The 14,696-nt window shown below is 64.5% G+C and carries 13 protein-coding genes; 1 reads left to right on the top strand and 12 read right to left on the bottom strand.

Annotated elements, in window-relative coordinates; translation table 11 throughout:
- Position 1: 1 nt before the first annotated feature.
- The 3 genes from AR323_RS04080 to AR323_RS04070 form a co-directional block, all read right to left on the bottom strand.
- Positions 2 to 964: a hypothetical protein gene (locus AR323_RS04080; protein WP_057882701.1), complete on the bottom strand. Its 963-nt coding sequence runs from the start codon at positions 962 to 964 to the stop codon at positions 2 to 4.
- A gap of 23 nt (positions 965 to 987) precedes the next feature.
- Positions 988 to 2,145, bottom strand: coding sequence for a hypothetical protein (locus AR323_RS04075; RefSeq protein WP_152980296.1), 1,158 nt, complete (start codon positions 2,143 to 2,145; stop codon positions 988 to 990).
- Between the two features lie 88 nt (positions 2,146 to 2,233).
- On the bottom strand, positions 2,234 to 2,536 hold the full coding sequence (locus tag AR323_RS04070; RefSeq protein WP_057882699.1) for a hypothetical protein: 303 nt from the start codon (positions 2,534 to 2,536) through the stop codon (positions 2,234 to 2,236).
- Positions 2,537 to 2,606: 70 nt separating this feature from the next.
- On the opposite strand from AR323_RS04070, the gene AR323_RS04065 reads away from it, so the two are divergent.
- Positions 2,607 to 5,249, top strand: a complete 2,643-nt coding sequence (locus AR323_RS04065; RefSeq protein WP_057882698.1) for a coiled-coil domain-containing protein — start codon at positions 2,607 to 2,609, stop codon at positions 5,247 to 5,249.
- Between the two features lie 4 nt (positions 5,250 to 5,253).
- On the opposite strand, the gene AR323_RS04060 is transcribed toward AR323_RS04065, so the two are convergent.
- From AR323_RS04060 to AR323_RS04020, 9 genes are read right to left on the bottom strand one after another with little or no spacing between them, the layout of a single operon-like run.
- Positions 5,254 to 5,523: a DUF1467 family protein gene (locus tag AR323_RS04060; protein WP_057882697.1), complete on the bottom strand. Its 270-nt coding sequence runs from the start codon at positions 5,521 to 5,523 to the stop codon at positions 5,254 to 5,256.
- Entirely contained in the window at positions 5,520 to 7,172 is a 1,653-nt protein-coding gene (locus AR323_RS04055; protein ID WP_057882696.1) for a ribonuclease J, read from the bottom strand. Before AR323_RS04055 ends, AR323_RS04060 begins: the two co-directional genes overlap by 4 nt.
- Positions 7,169 to 7,960: a type III pantothenate kinase gene (locus tag AR323_RS04050; RefSeq protein WP_057883156.1), complete on the bottom strand. Its 792-nt coding sequence runs from the start codon at positions 7,958 to 7,960 to the stop codon at positions 7,169 to 7,171. Before AR323_RS04050 ends, AR323_RS04055 begins: the two co-directional genes overlap by 4 nt.
- An 11-nt stretch (positions 7,961 to 7,971) precedes the next feature.
- The gene (locus AR323_RS04045; protein ID WP_057882695.1) at positions 7,972 to 8,682 is read right to left on the bottom strand and encodes a biotin--[acetyl-CoA-carboxylase] ligase; all 711 of its coding nucleotides are present in this window, start codon (positions 8,680 to 8,682) and stop codon (positions 7,972 to 7,974) included.
- 10 nt (positions 8,683 to 8,692) lie between these two features.
- Positions 8,693 to 10,156 carry an NADH-quinone oxidoreductase subunit NuoN gene (gene nuoN / locus AR323_RS04040; protein ID WP_057882694.1) on the bottom strand — a complete coding sequence of 488 codons (1,464 nt, stop codon included), beginning with the start codon at positions 10,154 to 10,156 and terminating at the stop codon, positions 8,693 to 8,695.
- A complete protein-coding gene (locus tag AR323_RS04035) occupies positions 10,156 to 11,715 on the bottom strand; it encodes an NADH-quinone oxidoreductase subunit M (protein WP_057882693.1) in 1,560 nt (519 codons plus the stop codon). Before AR323_RS04035 ends, nuoN begins: the two co-directional genes overlap by 1 nt.
- Positions 11,715 to 13,760, bottom strand: a complete 2,046-nt coding sequence (nuoL, locus tag AR323_RS04030) for an NADH-quinone oxidoreductase subunit L (RefSeq protein WP_057882692.1) — start codon at positions 13,758 to 13,760, stop codon at positions 11,715 to 11,717. The genes AR323_RS04035 and nuoL overlap by 1 nt, the downstream gene beginning before the upstream one ends.
- A gap of 8 nt (positions 13,761 to 13,768) precedes the next feature.
- Positions 13,769 to 14,074, bottom strand: a complete 306-nt coding sequence (gene nuoK, locus AR323_RS04025; protein ID WP_057882691.1) for an NADH-quinone oxidoreductase subunit NuoK — start codon at positions 14,072 to 14,074, stop codon at positions 13,769 to 13,771.
- Positions 14,071 to 14,688 carry an NADH-quinone oxidoreductase subunit J gene (locus tag AR323_RS04020; protein ID WP_057882690.1) on the bottom strand — a complete coding sequence of 206 codons (618 nt, stop codon included), beginning with the start codon at positions 14,686 to 14,688 and terminating at the stop codon, positions 14,071 to 14,073. The genes nuoK and AR323_RS04020 overlap by 4 nt, the downstream gene beginning before the upstream one ends.
- Positions 14,689 to 14,696 lie beyond the last annotated feature (8 nt).

The following is a 14,696-nucleotide window of genomic DNA, read 5'->3' as shown; positions in this document are numbered from 1 at the left end:
GTCAGACAACCGTCGTCCGGCCCGACACGGCCAGCAATGCCGACGCGCGGTCTGCGGAAAGGCTATCAAGGTTGGCGGGAAGCGAAGCTTCGGGATGCAAATGGAGGAACTGCTCTTCGATCTCTTGCGCCTTCAATCCGACAGCACGGAGCGAAAGAGCAAGGCGGGCCGACTGACGATCGGTTGAAGCGATGACTGCCAGGTTGCGATCGTAGCGGCTGGCGATGGACAAGGCGCTGAGAAACAAACCAAGACCCGCGTGCCTGATCGACAGCGCGGCACGCGCCCCCGCTCCCATTCCGGCAACGAGGCGTGAAAGCAGTGCGAGGCGCGTTGCGCTTTCATCGTACGCGCCGCGCAAGCGCTCGATGGTCGCCTGCGACAGACTTGCGGTTTCGGTGGCAGTCTCGTCGGAGCGCGCCTGCAGAATTTGATCGAACAGGTCGGCCGGCAGCTCTGAGACGGGAAGCTCCATCCGCCTTTGCGATTGCAGGAACCTTGCCTGCGAAGCGAGCGCAGCCATTGCTGTCGATGCAGTTGCGGTGTCGTCCGACGCGATAAGCGACTGGATCAGCGGCGAGAGTACAGGGTCGATCGCCGAATCTCGCTCCAGCCGATTGCAAAGCTGACCCTCGATCGCCAGCGCATGACAGTGGGACACGAGCCTTGCATCGGCCATGAGCTTATCGATCAGGGAAGCGAGGTCCACTTCCCTCGACCGCTGATCTTCTTGCCGACTTGCCCCGATATCCTCTGCAATCACGAGTTGCCGCGCCAGATCGGATACCATTCCGCGGACGCGGCTCAGGATTTCGTCGCTGAAGAGCGAATGCTGACGGCTGGCAAGTAGATGCCCGAGGACCGGTCCGATCGAACCGATCGCCCGGTCCCCATCGACGAGACCGGTACGCAGCGCTTCTTCGGCCGGCACTTCGCTGGACTGGGTCATCACCGCATCGCTCATGAACCCGCCATAATTGCGTGTGGTTAAACCTGCGTTAGCTTAGTCGATGCGGGCCAGAAAATCCGTGCTGCAAGTCCTCCCAAGGCGATACCCGCCACCGCTGGGAGAAAAAGGCCGGCCGCAGCGGCAATGGCTACCACCGAAACGGCGAGGATGCGATCACCGACGGGACGCAGGAAACGCGGAGCCGCTTCCTCTTGCGAGAGACGCATGGCTGCAACGAGCACCAGCGCCGCGAACGGCGCGTGCCACCCGGCAAATTGTTGCGGGCTGGCGGCAACCGCCACCAACGAAAGATCGACCACTGCGTCTCGAACCATCGGCAAAAGGGTTCCGGCTTTTTCCCCCGCTCCGGCCCGGGCCAGACTTCTCAGCCGATGACCGAATGAACTGACCAGGGCGCCGATCGCGATCATGGCGAGGCCCGCAACCGTCATGCCGCTATAGCCGGCGACACCCCCTCCAGCCGCAAGGGCGACGCCAGCTACCGCGAAGCCCGGCGCAATGGCGGGATTTTCCGCCAGTCGGGGAAGTCCCAGCATCGCCAGCTTGTGCGAGAGATACTCGCCCGGCCAGCCAAGCGAAGGCGCCGGCATGTACCTGGATTGCCAGCCCGTTTCGACACGGCGCGCTGCCGCGGGGTCTCCGAGGAGCGCCCACCGGCCATCGTCGAGCCACAGCGCCGGGATTTCGACACAGCGCGCACCGCGCTGCAGCGCGACCCGCAACAATCCGGCAATGGGGTCGGCATCCGCGGGCAGCAACGACAATGCCTCGACAGCGTCCCCGCGCGTCGAGAGAACGCCGCCCCACGCGCGATCACGATCGATGCGTTCGAAACCGCGCTCCACCGCTCCTGCGGCGGGCAAGCACGCAATTCCTGCCCTCGCGCCCAGTGCCTGCGCCAACCATTCGCTGTCAGGCAGAATACCCGGAGCGAAGACAAATAGCGTATCGGCGGTGTTGATCAGCCCGGAAAGCGCACGGCTATTGGCAACCGCGCTGAACTTCACACCCCGGCCTTCCACTTCTCGCTGGATCGCGGCGAGCGTGGAACCGGGCGATTCCGACAGACAAACGACGCGCTCGCAACCGAGAGCCAAAGCAGCCTGCACCTGGTGCCAAGCCACCGGTCTGCCCCCAAGCTTTACTTGCTGTCCTTGATCGTCCGTCAGTGCCATCAGCGCGACCCGCACGCGCAATCTCCCTGCCGATCTTCGAAGCGACCGTGCGTAGTGGGGCGGGATCGGATTGACTAGTGCTGCGGCGTCACCTGCCGACGAAGCGGTCGCGCAATCGCTCGATACGCCGCACCACCGAAGGATCGCCTGGTGCGCCTTCGATCGCTTCGGTTGCCAGAGCGATCAGTTCATCGGCGTGGAAGCCCGCAGCGAGGCCCTTCAATCGCTGCGCTGCGACGGTCCAGTTGCCATCGCAACGCGCGCGTTTCAGCAAATCGAGGTGATGATCGAGGCTTTCCTGGAAAGCGGCGCGAAGTTCGGCATGCAGCGCCGGATCCTCGCCCGCAGCCGCCGCAAGCGTCGCATCGAATGTCCCGAACTCGCATGCCATCGCCGACGCAGTAACCCTCGGATGATTAAGACTCTGTTGATCATGAAGAGAATCGTGTAGTTTCCGCTTCATGAGTGGGGGAACAAACATCCGGGCGATCGGCCCCGGAAGCGGCGCCGATGCGCCCGGCGAAGTCGCAGGCAATGGTGGCGAACCGCTGACCCTCGACGAGAATTGGGTAGAAAGCGCGCATATCGAAGGACCCGTTGAGGAAGCTTGGGAGGACACCCCTTCCCCGCAGCCGTCAGGTCGCCTCGTGCCGCTTATGGCCATCGCAGCGGTCGCCGGCTGGACCGGCTTTTTCGCCTGGGCCCACAGCTCGGTCCTGGGTCCGGGCATTTCTCCGCAGGCTGGAACCCAGATGGTAGTTCAGTGGGCGGTCCCGGTCCTGCTCGTGATCGCACTTGTCCTTCTGGCGCTTCGTTTGAGTACGCGGGAAGCAGGGCGGTTCAGCGACGCCGCCATCGTCCTGCGCAACGAGTCGGCAGCGCTCGAGTCCCGCCTGTCGGTGGTGAACCGGGAGCTCAGCCTCGCGCGTGAATTTCTGGCGGCGCAGAGCCGCGAACTCGAAACGCTCGGCCGAGTGGCTACGCAGCGCATTTCCGAACATGCCGACAGGCTCCAGGCGCTCGTTCAGACCAATGGCGCGCAGGTGGATGCGATCGCAGGAGTCAGCCGCACCGCGTTGGACAACATGGAAAAGCTGCGCGACGACTTGCCCGTGATCGCGAACGCCGCGCGCGACGTGTCGAACCAGATCGGTGCGGCAGGGAACACGGCTCACGGCCAGCTTGACGGCCTCGTGCTCGGTTTCACGCGCCTCAACGAATTCGGCCAGGCCAGCGAACGTCAGGTTGCTTCGCTTCGTGCGCGCGTCGATGCCGCCATCGCGGGATTCGAAGCGCAGGCCGTGCAGCTCGACGAGATCGCCGTGACCCGCTTTGCCGCACTGCGCGACAAGAGTGAGGAATTCCGGGCCGAACTGGACGGCCGGGAAGTTGAGGCTCTGGCCGCGATGCGTCACCGAGCTGATCGCCTGCGCGACGAGATCGCAGCAGCCGCCGATGCCCTGGAGCGGGGCGAGGAAGAACTCCTGCGATCGCTTCAGGCCCGCATCTCGTCCGTGCGCGAGGGTGCGGACACGGTATCGAGCAGCCTCGGAAACGCCGAGCGCGAGGCTGTCGAGGCCTGGCAGGAGCGTATCGAGACCCTCAAGCGCGACCTGGAGGCTGCGATCCGGCACGTGGAAGGAGTGGACACCCTTGCCAAGACCGGCGCTCAGCAACGCCTGGCGACCATCGGCGAGGAAGCAGCCCTCGTCGACATGAAGCTTACCGATTCGCACGCGAAGTTCGTGTCCGAGATCGAAAAGCGTCGGGCTGAAGCCGCTGCGCTCGCCCAGGAACATCTCGAACAGATCAACGCCCTGCTCTCCGATTTCGACACAGAATTGGCCGTTCGCAAGGTGGATGACGAAATCCACGCGCAGTCGATCATCGAGCGTAGCCAGACGATTGCCGGCCGCCTTGGCGAACTGACGCGCGAGATGACCATTGCCGCAGAGCAGGGCCGCCATGCCGAGATGGTGCTGGCCGCGGCGATCGATTCACTGAGCGAGCGCCTCGGCAAGAGCCGGGAAGCATTGGGCGATACCGACCGGTCGGTAGCCCAGTTGACCGACGCCAGCGTCCGCCTGCTCGAGCTGATCCGCGCGAGCGCCCAGCACAGCGCCAACGATCTGCCCGTAGCGCTTGGAGAGGCCGAATCACGCCTCGCAGCTCTAGGGGAGCGCGGAGAAGCGCTCGGCCTGATGCTAAACGGCGCAGGCGAGAAGAGCCGCGAAGTGTCGGAATATGTTATCGCTGCGCAACGGAACAGCACCGCGGCGCTGGAGGGCTTGGCGGAACTTCAGGGCAAGGTGGCTCGGGGTTCGGATGCCGAAGCCGTTCGACTTGCCGCCTTGCGAGAGCAGTTGGCCATGCTGGCACGCGACAGTGAACAGGCAGCGGCTTTGACCCAAGGCTCGCTCAGCTCCGCCATCGCAACTCTCGAGCAGGCTGCGCGCTCGGCCGTTTCCGCGATCGACGACGAGGCGAGCGGGCGGATCGTCGCATTGGCGGGCCGGATCGCGAGCGAAACCGACGAAGCGGTCGATCGCGTTCTGCGCGAACGGGTGGGCACTGCTCTGGCCGAGATCGAGACGACCGCAGCCCAGGCTGCAGGTGCTGGCCGCGAAGCAGCCGTCCAACTGCGCGACCAGCTCGGCAAGGTGAGCGAGTTGACGTCCAATCTCGAAATGCGTGTGGCCGCTGCGCGCGAGCGGGCCGAAGAACAGGTCGACGGCGATTTCTCCCGCCGGGTCGCGCTGATAACCGAAAGTCTCAACTCGAACGCAATCGATATCGCCCGCGCCTTGTCTATCGAGGTCACCGATACCGCTTGGGCAAGCTATTTGCGCGGGGACCGGGGCATCTTCACCCGCCGAGCGGTGCGGCTGCTGGAGCCGGCGGAAGCGCGCGATGTCGCGGAGCTATACGACGCGAATGGTGATTTCCGCGAACACGTGAACCGCTACATTCACGATTTCGAGGGGATGTTGCGCACGATGCTATCCACGCGAGACGGGCACGCGATCGGCGTGACCTTGTTGAGCAGCGACATGGGCAAGCTCTATGTCGCTCTCGCGCAGGCGATCGAGCGCCTGCGCGACTGAGCTTTCAATCTGCCTCGGTCTGGATGCCCAAAGTGGCGGGCGTCACCCAGCCATTGACGTAGTTGGCTACCCAAATCGCGGTCAGCACCGCGGCAAGCACCGTCGCGCGGAGCATGACCTTGCGCGGCTGAAAATTCGCCGGCGCACTGTCCGCCTGTCCCGGCACGCGCTCGATGCCCAGTTCCTCGTGGGTCTTCACGCCGAACGGCAGCAGCACGAATGCGCAGCCGACCCAGAACAGCACGTAAATCGCGACGATCGAGGTCCAGTTCACGCTGCCTCTCCCGGTACGATTACACGCACCTGCGGCCGCTTGCCGCACCAGCGCCCCGCTGCCCGACGAGCCGCGAGCCGTGCCGCCTCGACCAGAGTATCCTTGTCGCGCGCGGCGGGTCCGCGCAGCTTGCCGAGCGCCTGCGCTACGTCAGCCTCCGCCTCCGCGACGAATGCCGCGTAATCCTCGTCCAGCGGAAGCCCGACACCTTCCACGAAAATGCCGCCCTTGGGCCCGACGACCACGATCACAACACCCTCGCGCGCGATCCGGCGGCGCATGACCATCGCATCGCCGTCGGCCGGCGCTATGATGTCGCCATCCAGGATCAGCCGACCGTTGCGAACCTCTGCCAGCTTGCCCGGCTTGCCCGGTGCCAGACGCACGATGTCGCCGTTCTTCTGGACGACCGCGCGCGGGATACCGGTCTCTAGGCCCAGTCGCGCCTGTTCGGCCATGTGGCGCATTTCCCCGTGCACCGGCACCAGGATCTGCGGCCTCAGCCACCCGTAAAGCGCTTCGAGCTCCGGCCGACCCGGATGGCCCGAGACGTGGATCATGCTTTGCCGGTCCGTCACCACCATGATGCCGCGCTGGGCCAGAAGGTTCTGGATGCGACCGACAGCAATCTCGTTGCCCGGAATCTGGCGGCTGGAGAACAGCACGACGTCGCCTGCCGTCAATTCGATGGGATGCTGTTCTTCGGCGATCCGCGCCAATGCGGCGCGAGGCTCGCCCTGCCCGCCGGTCGCGATGATCAGCACTTCGCCACGCGGCAGTCCCATTGCGGTGTCGAAATCGACGGTCTCGGGGAACTCCGTGAGGTACCCGCTGTCCCGCGCCACCTCGATGATCCGGTCCAGCGAGCGACCTGCAACGCATAACTTGCGTCCGCTCGCTTCGGCCACGGCGCCCAGCGTGTGCAGGCGCGCGACATTGCTGGCAAAGGTGGTCACCAGAACGCGGCGACCGCTCCACTTGGCGACTTCTTCATGGAGCGCCCGGTACACCGCGCCTTCCGAACCGCTTTCGGCCAGATTGAAGACGTTGGTCGAATCGCAGACGAGCGCCAGCACGCCCTCGTCGCCGATCTCGCACAGTTCTTCTTCGGTCGTCGGGACGCCGATGATCGGCTCTTCGTCCAGCTTCCAGTCGCCGGTGTGGAAGACGCGTCCGTGCGGCGTATCGATCAACAGCGCGTGACCCTCGGCGATCGAATGCGCCAGGGGCACGTAGGTAATACCGAACGGGCCCAGCTGGAACTGCTCGAGGTCGTCGACGATCACCAGTTCCACCTGGTCCGCGATCCCCGCTTCCTCGAGTTTGCGCGTCACAAGGTCGGCCGTGAACGGCGTCGCGTAGAGCGGCACGCCAAGGTCGGCAGCGAAGTACGGCACGGCGCCGATGTGATCCTCGTGCGCGTGCGTGAGCACGATCCCGTCCAGCGCGCTGGCGCGCTCCTCGATGAATTCGAGGTCCGCGAAGACGAGGTCGACTCCGGGATATTCGTTGCCGCTGAAGGTCATGCCCAGGTCGACCATCAGCCAGCGGCCCTGACAGCCATAGAGATTGACGTTCATCCCGATCTCGCCCGAGCCGCCAAGCGCCAGGAACAGAAGTTCGTCTTCGGGGGTGAAATCCGGCGTCATATTGTTGTCGCCTTCGCTGCAGCGCGCTCGGCCAGAATCGCGAGGCCATCCAGCGTCAGGTCGGCATCGACGGCATCGAAGATATCGGTATGCGCGTCGAACAGGATGGCGAGACCTCCGGTGGCGACGACCCGCGCCGGGCGGCCGATCTCTGCGCGCATCCGCGCGATCAATCCTTCCATCATCGCGACATAGCCCCAAAATACCCCGATCAGCATCTGGTCCTCGGTATTGGTGCCGATGACGCTATCGGTGCGGGGCGCCTCGATCGCGATGCGCGGGAGCTTTGCCGTGTTACCGACCAGCGCGTCGAGCGAGAGGTTGAGGCCCGGGCAGATGATGCCGCCCTTATAGGCTCCGGTGAAATCGACCGCGTCGAACGTGGTCGCCGTCCCGAAATCGACCACGATCAGATCGCCCTCGTACTTTTCGTGCGCCGCAATCGTGTTGAGCGCGCGGTCCGCGCCGAGTGAACGCGGCTGGTCGACATCGACCGAAATGCCCCAGTCGGCCGCCCCTTCGCCCGCGATCAGCGGGGTCATGCCGAAATACTTCTCGGCCAGCACCGTCAGGTTGTGGATCGCGCGGGGCACCACCGATCCGACGATGAGCTGGGTCACGTCTTCACGGCGCACGCCCTCGATCTCGAGCAACTGGAGCAGCCAGACTGCGTATTCGTCTCCGGTCCGGCGTGGATCGGTTGCGATGCGCCAGCGCGCCTTGATCTCGCGGCCCTCGAACAGGGCGAAGACCACGTTGGTATTGCCGACATCGGCAGCGAGCAGCATCGCGATTTCCTTCAACCCAGCATGACGTCGCCGGCGTGGATAGGCCGGGTTGTCCCGTCTTCCAAGCGCAGCAGGAGCGAACCGTCCTCCGCAAGTCCCGCGAAGGTGCCGGAAACCATGTTTCCGCCCGGTTCGTGGATAGACAGCGGCGATCCGGGAGGATGCGATGCTGCCTGCCAGCGTCGCAGAAGTGGTTCGATCCCGACCGTTCGCCAACGATCCAGTTCCCGGTCGAACGACGCGGACAGAGCTTGAGCAAACGAGTCGCGATCGGGAGCCGGTCCGAACGCCGACAGCGCGATCGTGTCGCGCCCTTCGACATCGGGCGCTCGCGCCAGATTGACACCGATCCCCACGATCACCGCATCGCCCTCTCGCTCGAGGAGAATTCCCGCGAGCTTGGCCCGGCCGACTAGGAGGTCGTTCGGCCATTTCAGCGAAAGGGAACTCGGGTCCGCCAGCAGCGGGGCAACGGCTTCGTAAAGCGCAAGTCCGGCGAGCAGTGCCAACGTCGGCGCGGGCGGGTCGTGCGGACCCGGTCTTACGACCGTCGAACCCATGAAGTTACCGAACCCGTCGAACCAGGTGCGGCCCTGCCGCCCCCGCCCTGCCGACTGGCGATCGGCGACCAACCAGATGCCTTCGCCGACGCGCTCGCCTGCGCGCACTGCATCGAGCAGGTCGGCGTTCGTCGAACCGGTTTCGGCGACTGTGCGGATCAATTCCGGGATATCAGGCCGCGAGGAACAGCGCTGCCGACGCGGTGTCGGCCAGCGTTCCGAGCCAGCCCGTCAGAAGGTAGCCGAGCGGCGAAATGACGAGCGTGCTGACGATCAGCAGCGCCCAGTGCGCCCAGTCGTTGGCGCCTTTCACCTTGTCGGCAGGATCGTCGAAGAACATCACCTTCACGACCTTGAGGTAGTAGAACGCGCCGATCACGCTGCCCGCGATGGCGATCACGGCCAACGCGATCATCCCCGCATCCACCGCTGCCTGGAAGACCACCAGCTTGGCGAAGAAACCGAGGAGCGGCGGGATACCCGCGACGCTGAACATCAGCAGCGCGAGGCACCAGGCGATACCCGGACTGGTGCGGCTGAGACCGGCCATGTCGTCGATCAATTCGACCTGGTTGCCTTCCGCATCACGGAGCATCAGAACCGCCACGAAGCTACCGATCGTCATCGCGACGTAGATAGCGAGGTAGACGAGCATCGCGCTCGCCCCGCCTGGCGTGGCTGCAGCCAGGCCCACGAGAATGAAGCCGACGTTGTTGATCGAAGAGTATGCCAGCAGCCGCTTGATGTTCGTCTGGCCGATCGCGCCGAGCGCGCCGACCACGATGGAGGCCAGCGCGGCGAAGATCACGATCTGGCGCCAGGCGTCCGACTGCGCGCCGAACGCATCGAGCGCCACGCGCATGAGCAGTGCCACCGCCGCAACCTTGGGCGCGGTCGCGAAGAACGTCGTCACCGGGGTCGGCGCGCCTTCGTAAACGTCCGGCGTCCACATGTGGAACGGCACTGCGGCGATCTTGAACGCAAGGCCGGCGAAGACGAAAATCACCCCGAACAGCGCGCCCGTCGACAGGCCGCTTGCGAGGGCGGCGCGGATGCCGGCAAAGCTCGTGGTCCCGGTGAAGCCGTAGGTCAGGCTCATGCCGTAGAGCAGGATACCGCTCGCCAGCGCGCCGAGCACGAAGTACTTCAGGCCCGCTTCTTCGGAGCGCGAGTCCACGCGCAGGAAGGCCGCGAGGACGTAGGCCGCCAAGCTGTTCATCTCGAGCCCGATATAGAGCGTCATCAGGTCGCCGGCGGAGACCATGATGCTCATGCCCAGCACCGCGAACAGGATCAGCACGGGATATTCGGCGCGCATCGCCTTCCAACGGTCGAAGAAACGCGGCGCGATCATCAGGCAGGCAGCGGCGGCCGCGAAGATCAGCAGCTTGGCGAAAGCGGCGAAGGCATCCGCGCGCATCTGCCCGAAGAACGCCTGGGTATCGGCGCCCATCGCTCCGCTGCCGAGTACAGAAGCGGTGAAAGCGGCGGCTGCCGCCAGAACCGCGACGCTGGCGATCGAGATGGCGCGGCTCGCCTTGTCGCCCATCCACGCCGCGGCGAGCAACAGCACGAGGCCGCCCACGCTGAGGATGAATTCAGGGGCGATCAGCCGAAGGGATTGGGCGAAATCCATTAGTGGCCCTCCCCGTCGGCCGCATCGTGGTGCGGCATCGCGTTGGCGGCATTGCGGCGCACCTGCTCGGGCCGCGCTTCGGCCGGCTTGCTGTCCCCTTCGGGCGCTGCACGCGAGAGGCGAGCGTCAAGTGCGGCTATGTCTTTACGCATCGGGGCGAGGAAGCTTTCCGGATAGACGCCCATCCACAGCACCGCGGCGGCGATCGGCGCAAGCATCACCCATTCACGGGCGTTGAGATCGGGCATGGCGGCAGCATCGGCGTTCTTCTGCACGCCGAACGCCACGCGCCAGTAGAGATACAGCATGTAGGCCGCGCCAAGGATGATGCCCGTGGTGCAGACCAGCGTCACCCAGGTCGAGATCTGGTACACGCCGGCCAGGCTGAGGAACTCGCCCACGAAGCCGCTCGTGCCGGGAAGCCCGATGCTCGCCATCGTGAACAACATGAAGAAGAGTGCGTAGTTCGGCATGTTGATCGACAGGCCGCCGTACCGGTCGATCTCGCGCGTGTGCAGCCGGTCGTAGATCACGCCGACGCACAGGAACAACGCGCCGGAAACGAGCCCGTGGCTGAGCATCACGATCATAGCGCCTTCGAGGCCCTGCACGTTGAAGGCGAACAGGCCGATCGTCACGATCGCCATGTGCGCGACCGAGGAATAGGCGATCAGCTTTTTCATGTCGTGCTGTACCAGCGCGATCAGGCTGGTGACGATGACCGCGATCATGCTCAGCGCGAACACCAACCAGGCGAGCTGCGCGCTCGCTTCGGGGAACATCGGCAGGCTGAAGCGGATGAAACCGTATCCGCCCATCTTGAGCAGCACGCCGGCCAGGATCACCGAACCGGCGGTGGGCGCCTGCACGTGCGCGTCCGGCAGCCAGGTATGCACCGGCCACATCGGCATCTTGACCGCGAAACTCGCGAAGAACGCCAGGAACAGCCACGTCTGCGCCGCCGGCGGGAAATCGTACTGCATCAGCGTGGGAATGTCGGTCGTCCCCGCCTCGCCTATCATCCACAGCATCGCGACGAGCATCACGACCGAGCCGAGCAGCGTATAGAGGAAGAACTTGTAGCTGGCGTAGATGCGGTCCTTGCCGCCCCAGATGCCGATGATCAGGTACATCGGGATCAGACCGGCTTCGAAGAAGATGTAGAACAGCAGCAGGTCCTGCGCGGCGAACACGCCGATCATCAGCAGTTCCATGAACAGGAACGCCGCCATGTATTCGCCCACGCGGGTTTCGATCGATTCCCAGCTCGCCAGGATGCAGATCGGCATGAGGAACACGCTGAGCATGATCAGCAGCAGTGCGATCCCGTCGATCCCCAGCGCATAGCTGAAGCCGGAGAACAGCTCCGCACGCTCGACGAACTGCCACTGCGCACCGCCGATGTCGTAGTTCGCCCACAGCACCACGCCGAGGCCGAGATCGATCAGCGTCGCGACCAGCGCCACCATGCGCGCGGCCTTCGCCTGCAGGAAAAAGCACGCGAGGCCCGCGACCAGCGGGACGAGGAGCATCGTCGAAAGGATCGGAAAAGCTCCCATCACAGCATGACCCAGGTAATTGCGGCGACAAGGCCGACCAGCATCCACAGCGCGTAGGTGTTGAGGAAGCCGGACTGGAAGCGCTTCGCGCCCACCGAACCCAGCGCTACCATCCGTGCGGCGCCATCAGGACCGAAGCGGTCGATGATGCCCTCGTCGCCGATCTTCCAGAACTTGCGCCCCAGCCAGAGCGAAGGGCGGATGAAAACGACGTTGTACAGCTCGTCGAAGTACCACTTGTTGAAGAAGAACCGGTACACCGGGCCGAGCTGCTTGGCGGCCATGCCCGGGAAGCTCGTGTTGCGGATGTAGCCGTACCACGCGATCACGAAGCCCAGCACCATCACGATGAACGCGGCGTACTTCACCAGCCCAGGCACCGCGTGCATCGCGTGGATCAGGTTCTCGTTGTAGAATATCGATCCGTTCCAGAATGCCGCGCTGTCGAGGAAGGCGGGAGCGAACACCTGGCCGGCGGCAATCGCGCCGATCGATAACAGCCCGAGCGGGATCAGCATGGACAGCGGGCTTTCGTGCGGGTGGTAACCCGCGGTCCCATCGCCGTGCTTGGGATCGGGGACGGCGTGCGCGACATCGTGCCCGGCGTCCTCGTCCGAAGGGTGGTCGTGATGACCGTCGTGAATGGCGTGCTGAATATGTTCGCTCGCCGCCCAGCGCGGCTTGCCGAAGAACGTCAGGAAAACGAGGCGCCAGCTGTAGAAGCTGGTCAGGAGCGCCGCGAAGACGCCCATCCAGAAGGCGAAGCTCGCCGCTTCGGTGCCGCGCGCGAAGGCGACCTCGATGATCGCGTCCTTCGACCAGAACCCCGCAAAGCCGAGGTGGAGATCGTACACGCCGACCCCGGTAATCGCGAGCGTGCCTGCCATCATCGCCCAGAACGTCAGCGGGATATGCTTACGCAGCCCGCCGTAATAGCGCATATCCTGCTCGTGGTGCATTGCATGGATAACGCTGCCCGCGCCAAGGAACAGCAGCGCCTTGAAGAACGCGTGCGTGAACAGGTGGAACATCGCCGCGCCATAAGCGCCGACGCCCGCCGCGAAGAACATGTAGCCGAGCTGCGAGCACGTCGAATAGGCGATGACCCGCTTGATGTCCCATTGGGTGGTGCCGACGGTTGCGGCGAAGATGCACGTCGCCGCACCGATGACGGTAACGAAGGTCAGTGCGATCGGCGCAGCCTCGAACATCGGCGACAGGCGGCAGACCATGAACACGCCCGCAGTCACCATCGTGGCGGCGTGGATCAGCGCCGAGACCGGCGTCGGCCCCTCCATCGCGTCGGGCAACCAGGTGTGCAGGCCTAGCTGCGCCGACTTGCCCATCGCACCGATGAACAGGAGGATGCACAGCACGTCCATCGTATCGACACGGTAGCCGAGGAAACCGATCGTCGCCCCCGCCATTCCAGGAGCCGCGGCCAAGATTTCGCTGATCGAGACGGTACCGAACACCAGGTACGTGCCGAATATGCCCAGCATGAAGCCAAGATCGCCCACGCGGTTGACCACGAAGGCCTTCATCGCGGCGGCATTGGCGCTCGGCTTGCGGAACCAGAAACCGATCAGGAGGTAGCTGGCGAGGCCTACCCCTTCCCACCCGAAGAACATCTGGACCAGGTTGTCCGCCGTCACCAGCATCAGCATCGCGAAGGTGAACAGGCTGAGATAGGCGAAGAACCGCGGCTGATCCGGGTCCTCTGCCATGTAGCCCCAGCTGTAGAGGTGGACGAGGGCCGAGACGGTCGTGATAACGACCAGCATCACCGCGGTCAGCGTATCGACACGCAGCGCCCAGTCGAACGACAGCGTGCCTGACTGCACCCATTGCAGGACAGGTACGACGCTCGCTTCGGCACTGCCGTTCACGAACGACAGGAAGATCGGCCAGCTCAGCGCGCAGGCGAGGAACAACGCGCCGGTGGTGATCGACTTGACCACCGTGTTGCCGAGCATGCGGTTGCCGAGGCCCCCGACGATCGCGGCCAGCAGCGGCGCGAAAACGATGATGAGAATCGGATGCACGGGCTCGCTTACCCCTTGAGCCGGTCGACGCTATCGACCGCGATGGTGCCGCGGCCGCGGAAATAGATGACGAGGATCGCAAGGCCGATCGCGGCCTCGCCGGCGGCGACGGTCAACACGAACATCGCGAAGATCTGCCCCGTCAGATCGCCCAGGAACGCACTGAATGCGACCAGCTGGATGTTCACCGACAACAAGATCAACTCGATCGCCATGAGGATGACGATAACGTTCTTCCGGTTGAGGAAGATGCCGAGCACGCCGAGCACGAACAGGATCGTGCTGACGACGATGTAGTGTTCGACGCCGATCACAACTGAACCCCTTGCCCGATCTCCGGCTTCACGTTCCGTGTCGCATCCTGCGGACGGCGGCGCACCTGCTTGCCGATGTTCTGCGGACGGGAGTCCTTGCGGTCGCGCAACGTAAGCACGATCGCCCCGACCATCGCGACGAGGAGGATGATGCCCGCGCTTTCGAACAGGAACAGGTACTGGCCGTAAAGGAGCTGTCCGATCGCCGCGATGTTGCTTTCAGCCATCACGGGCACTTGGTCGGCGGTTCCCGTGCCAAGCTCGATCCGGCCGGCCTGGTATGCGCCGATCCCGAAGATCAGTTCGGCCAGCAGCACCAGCGCGATCAGCAGGCCGAGCGGGAAGTTCTTCACGAAACCGGCCCGCAGCGACGCGAAGTCGATATCGAGCATCATCACCACGAACAGGAACAGCACCGCGACCGCACCGACATAGACAATCACCAGCAGCATCGCGATGAACTCCGCGCCGACGAGCACCATCAGGCCTGCGGCGTTGAAGAACGCCACGATCAGCCACAGCACCGAATGCACCGGGTTGCGCGACGTGATCACCAGCACCGCGGACGCGATGGTGAGGGCTGCGAATAGGTAGAAGGCGAGGACCTGGATCATGTGTCGGC

The sequence above is a fragment of the Tsuneonella troitsensis genome (genome assembly GCF_001441535.1).
In the GTDB taxonomy this organism is placed as follows: Bacteria; Pseudomonadota; Alphaproteobacteria; order Sphingomonadales; family Sphingomonadaceae; genus Tsuneonella; species Tsuneonella troitsensis.
This window is presented reverse-complemented; position numbering and strand designations above follow the sequence as displayed.

What these genes read in the sequence shown, in the direction of transcription:
- AR323_RS04080 (WP_057882701.1), bottom strand. Translation starts at nt 964, where the DNA reads ATGAGCGATGCGGTGATGACCCAGTCCAGCGAAGTGCCGGCCGAAGAA.
- AR323_RS04075 (WP_152980296.1), bottom strand. Translation starts at nt 2,145, where the DNA reads ATGGCACTGACGGACGATCAAGGACAGCAAGTAAAGCTTGGGGGCAGA.
- AR323_RS04070 (WP_057882699.1), bottom strand. Translation starts at nt 2,536, where the DNA reads ATGGCATGCGAGTTCGGGACATTCGATGCGACGCTTGCGGCGGCTGCG.
- AR323_RS04065 (WP_057882698.1), top strand. Translation starts at nt 2,607, where the DNA reads ATGAGTGGGGGAACAAACATCCGGGCGATCGGCCCCGGAAGCGGCGCC.
- AR323_RS04055 (WP_057882696.1), bottom strand. Translation starts at nt 7,172, where the DNA reads ATGACGCCGGATTTCACCCCCGAAGACGAACTTCTGTTCCTGGCGCTT.
- AR323_RS04050 (WP_057883156.1), bottom strand. Translation starts at nt 7,960, where the DNA reads ATGCTGCTCGCTGCCGATGTCGGCAATACCAACGTGGTCTTCGCCCTG.
- nuoN (WP_057882694.1), bottom strand. Translation starts at nt 10,156, where the DNA reads ATGGATTTCGCCCAATCCCTTCGGCTGATCGCCCCTGAATTCATCCTC.
- AR323_RS04035 (WP_057882693.1), bottom strand. Translation starts at nt 11,715, where the DNA reads ATGGGAGCTTTTCCGATCCTTTCGACGATGCTCCTCGTCCCGCTGGTC.
- AR323_RS04020 (WP_057882690.1), bottom strand. Translation starts at nt 14,688, where the DNA reads ATGATCCAGGTCCTCGCCTTCTACCTATTCGCAGCCCTCACCATCGCG.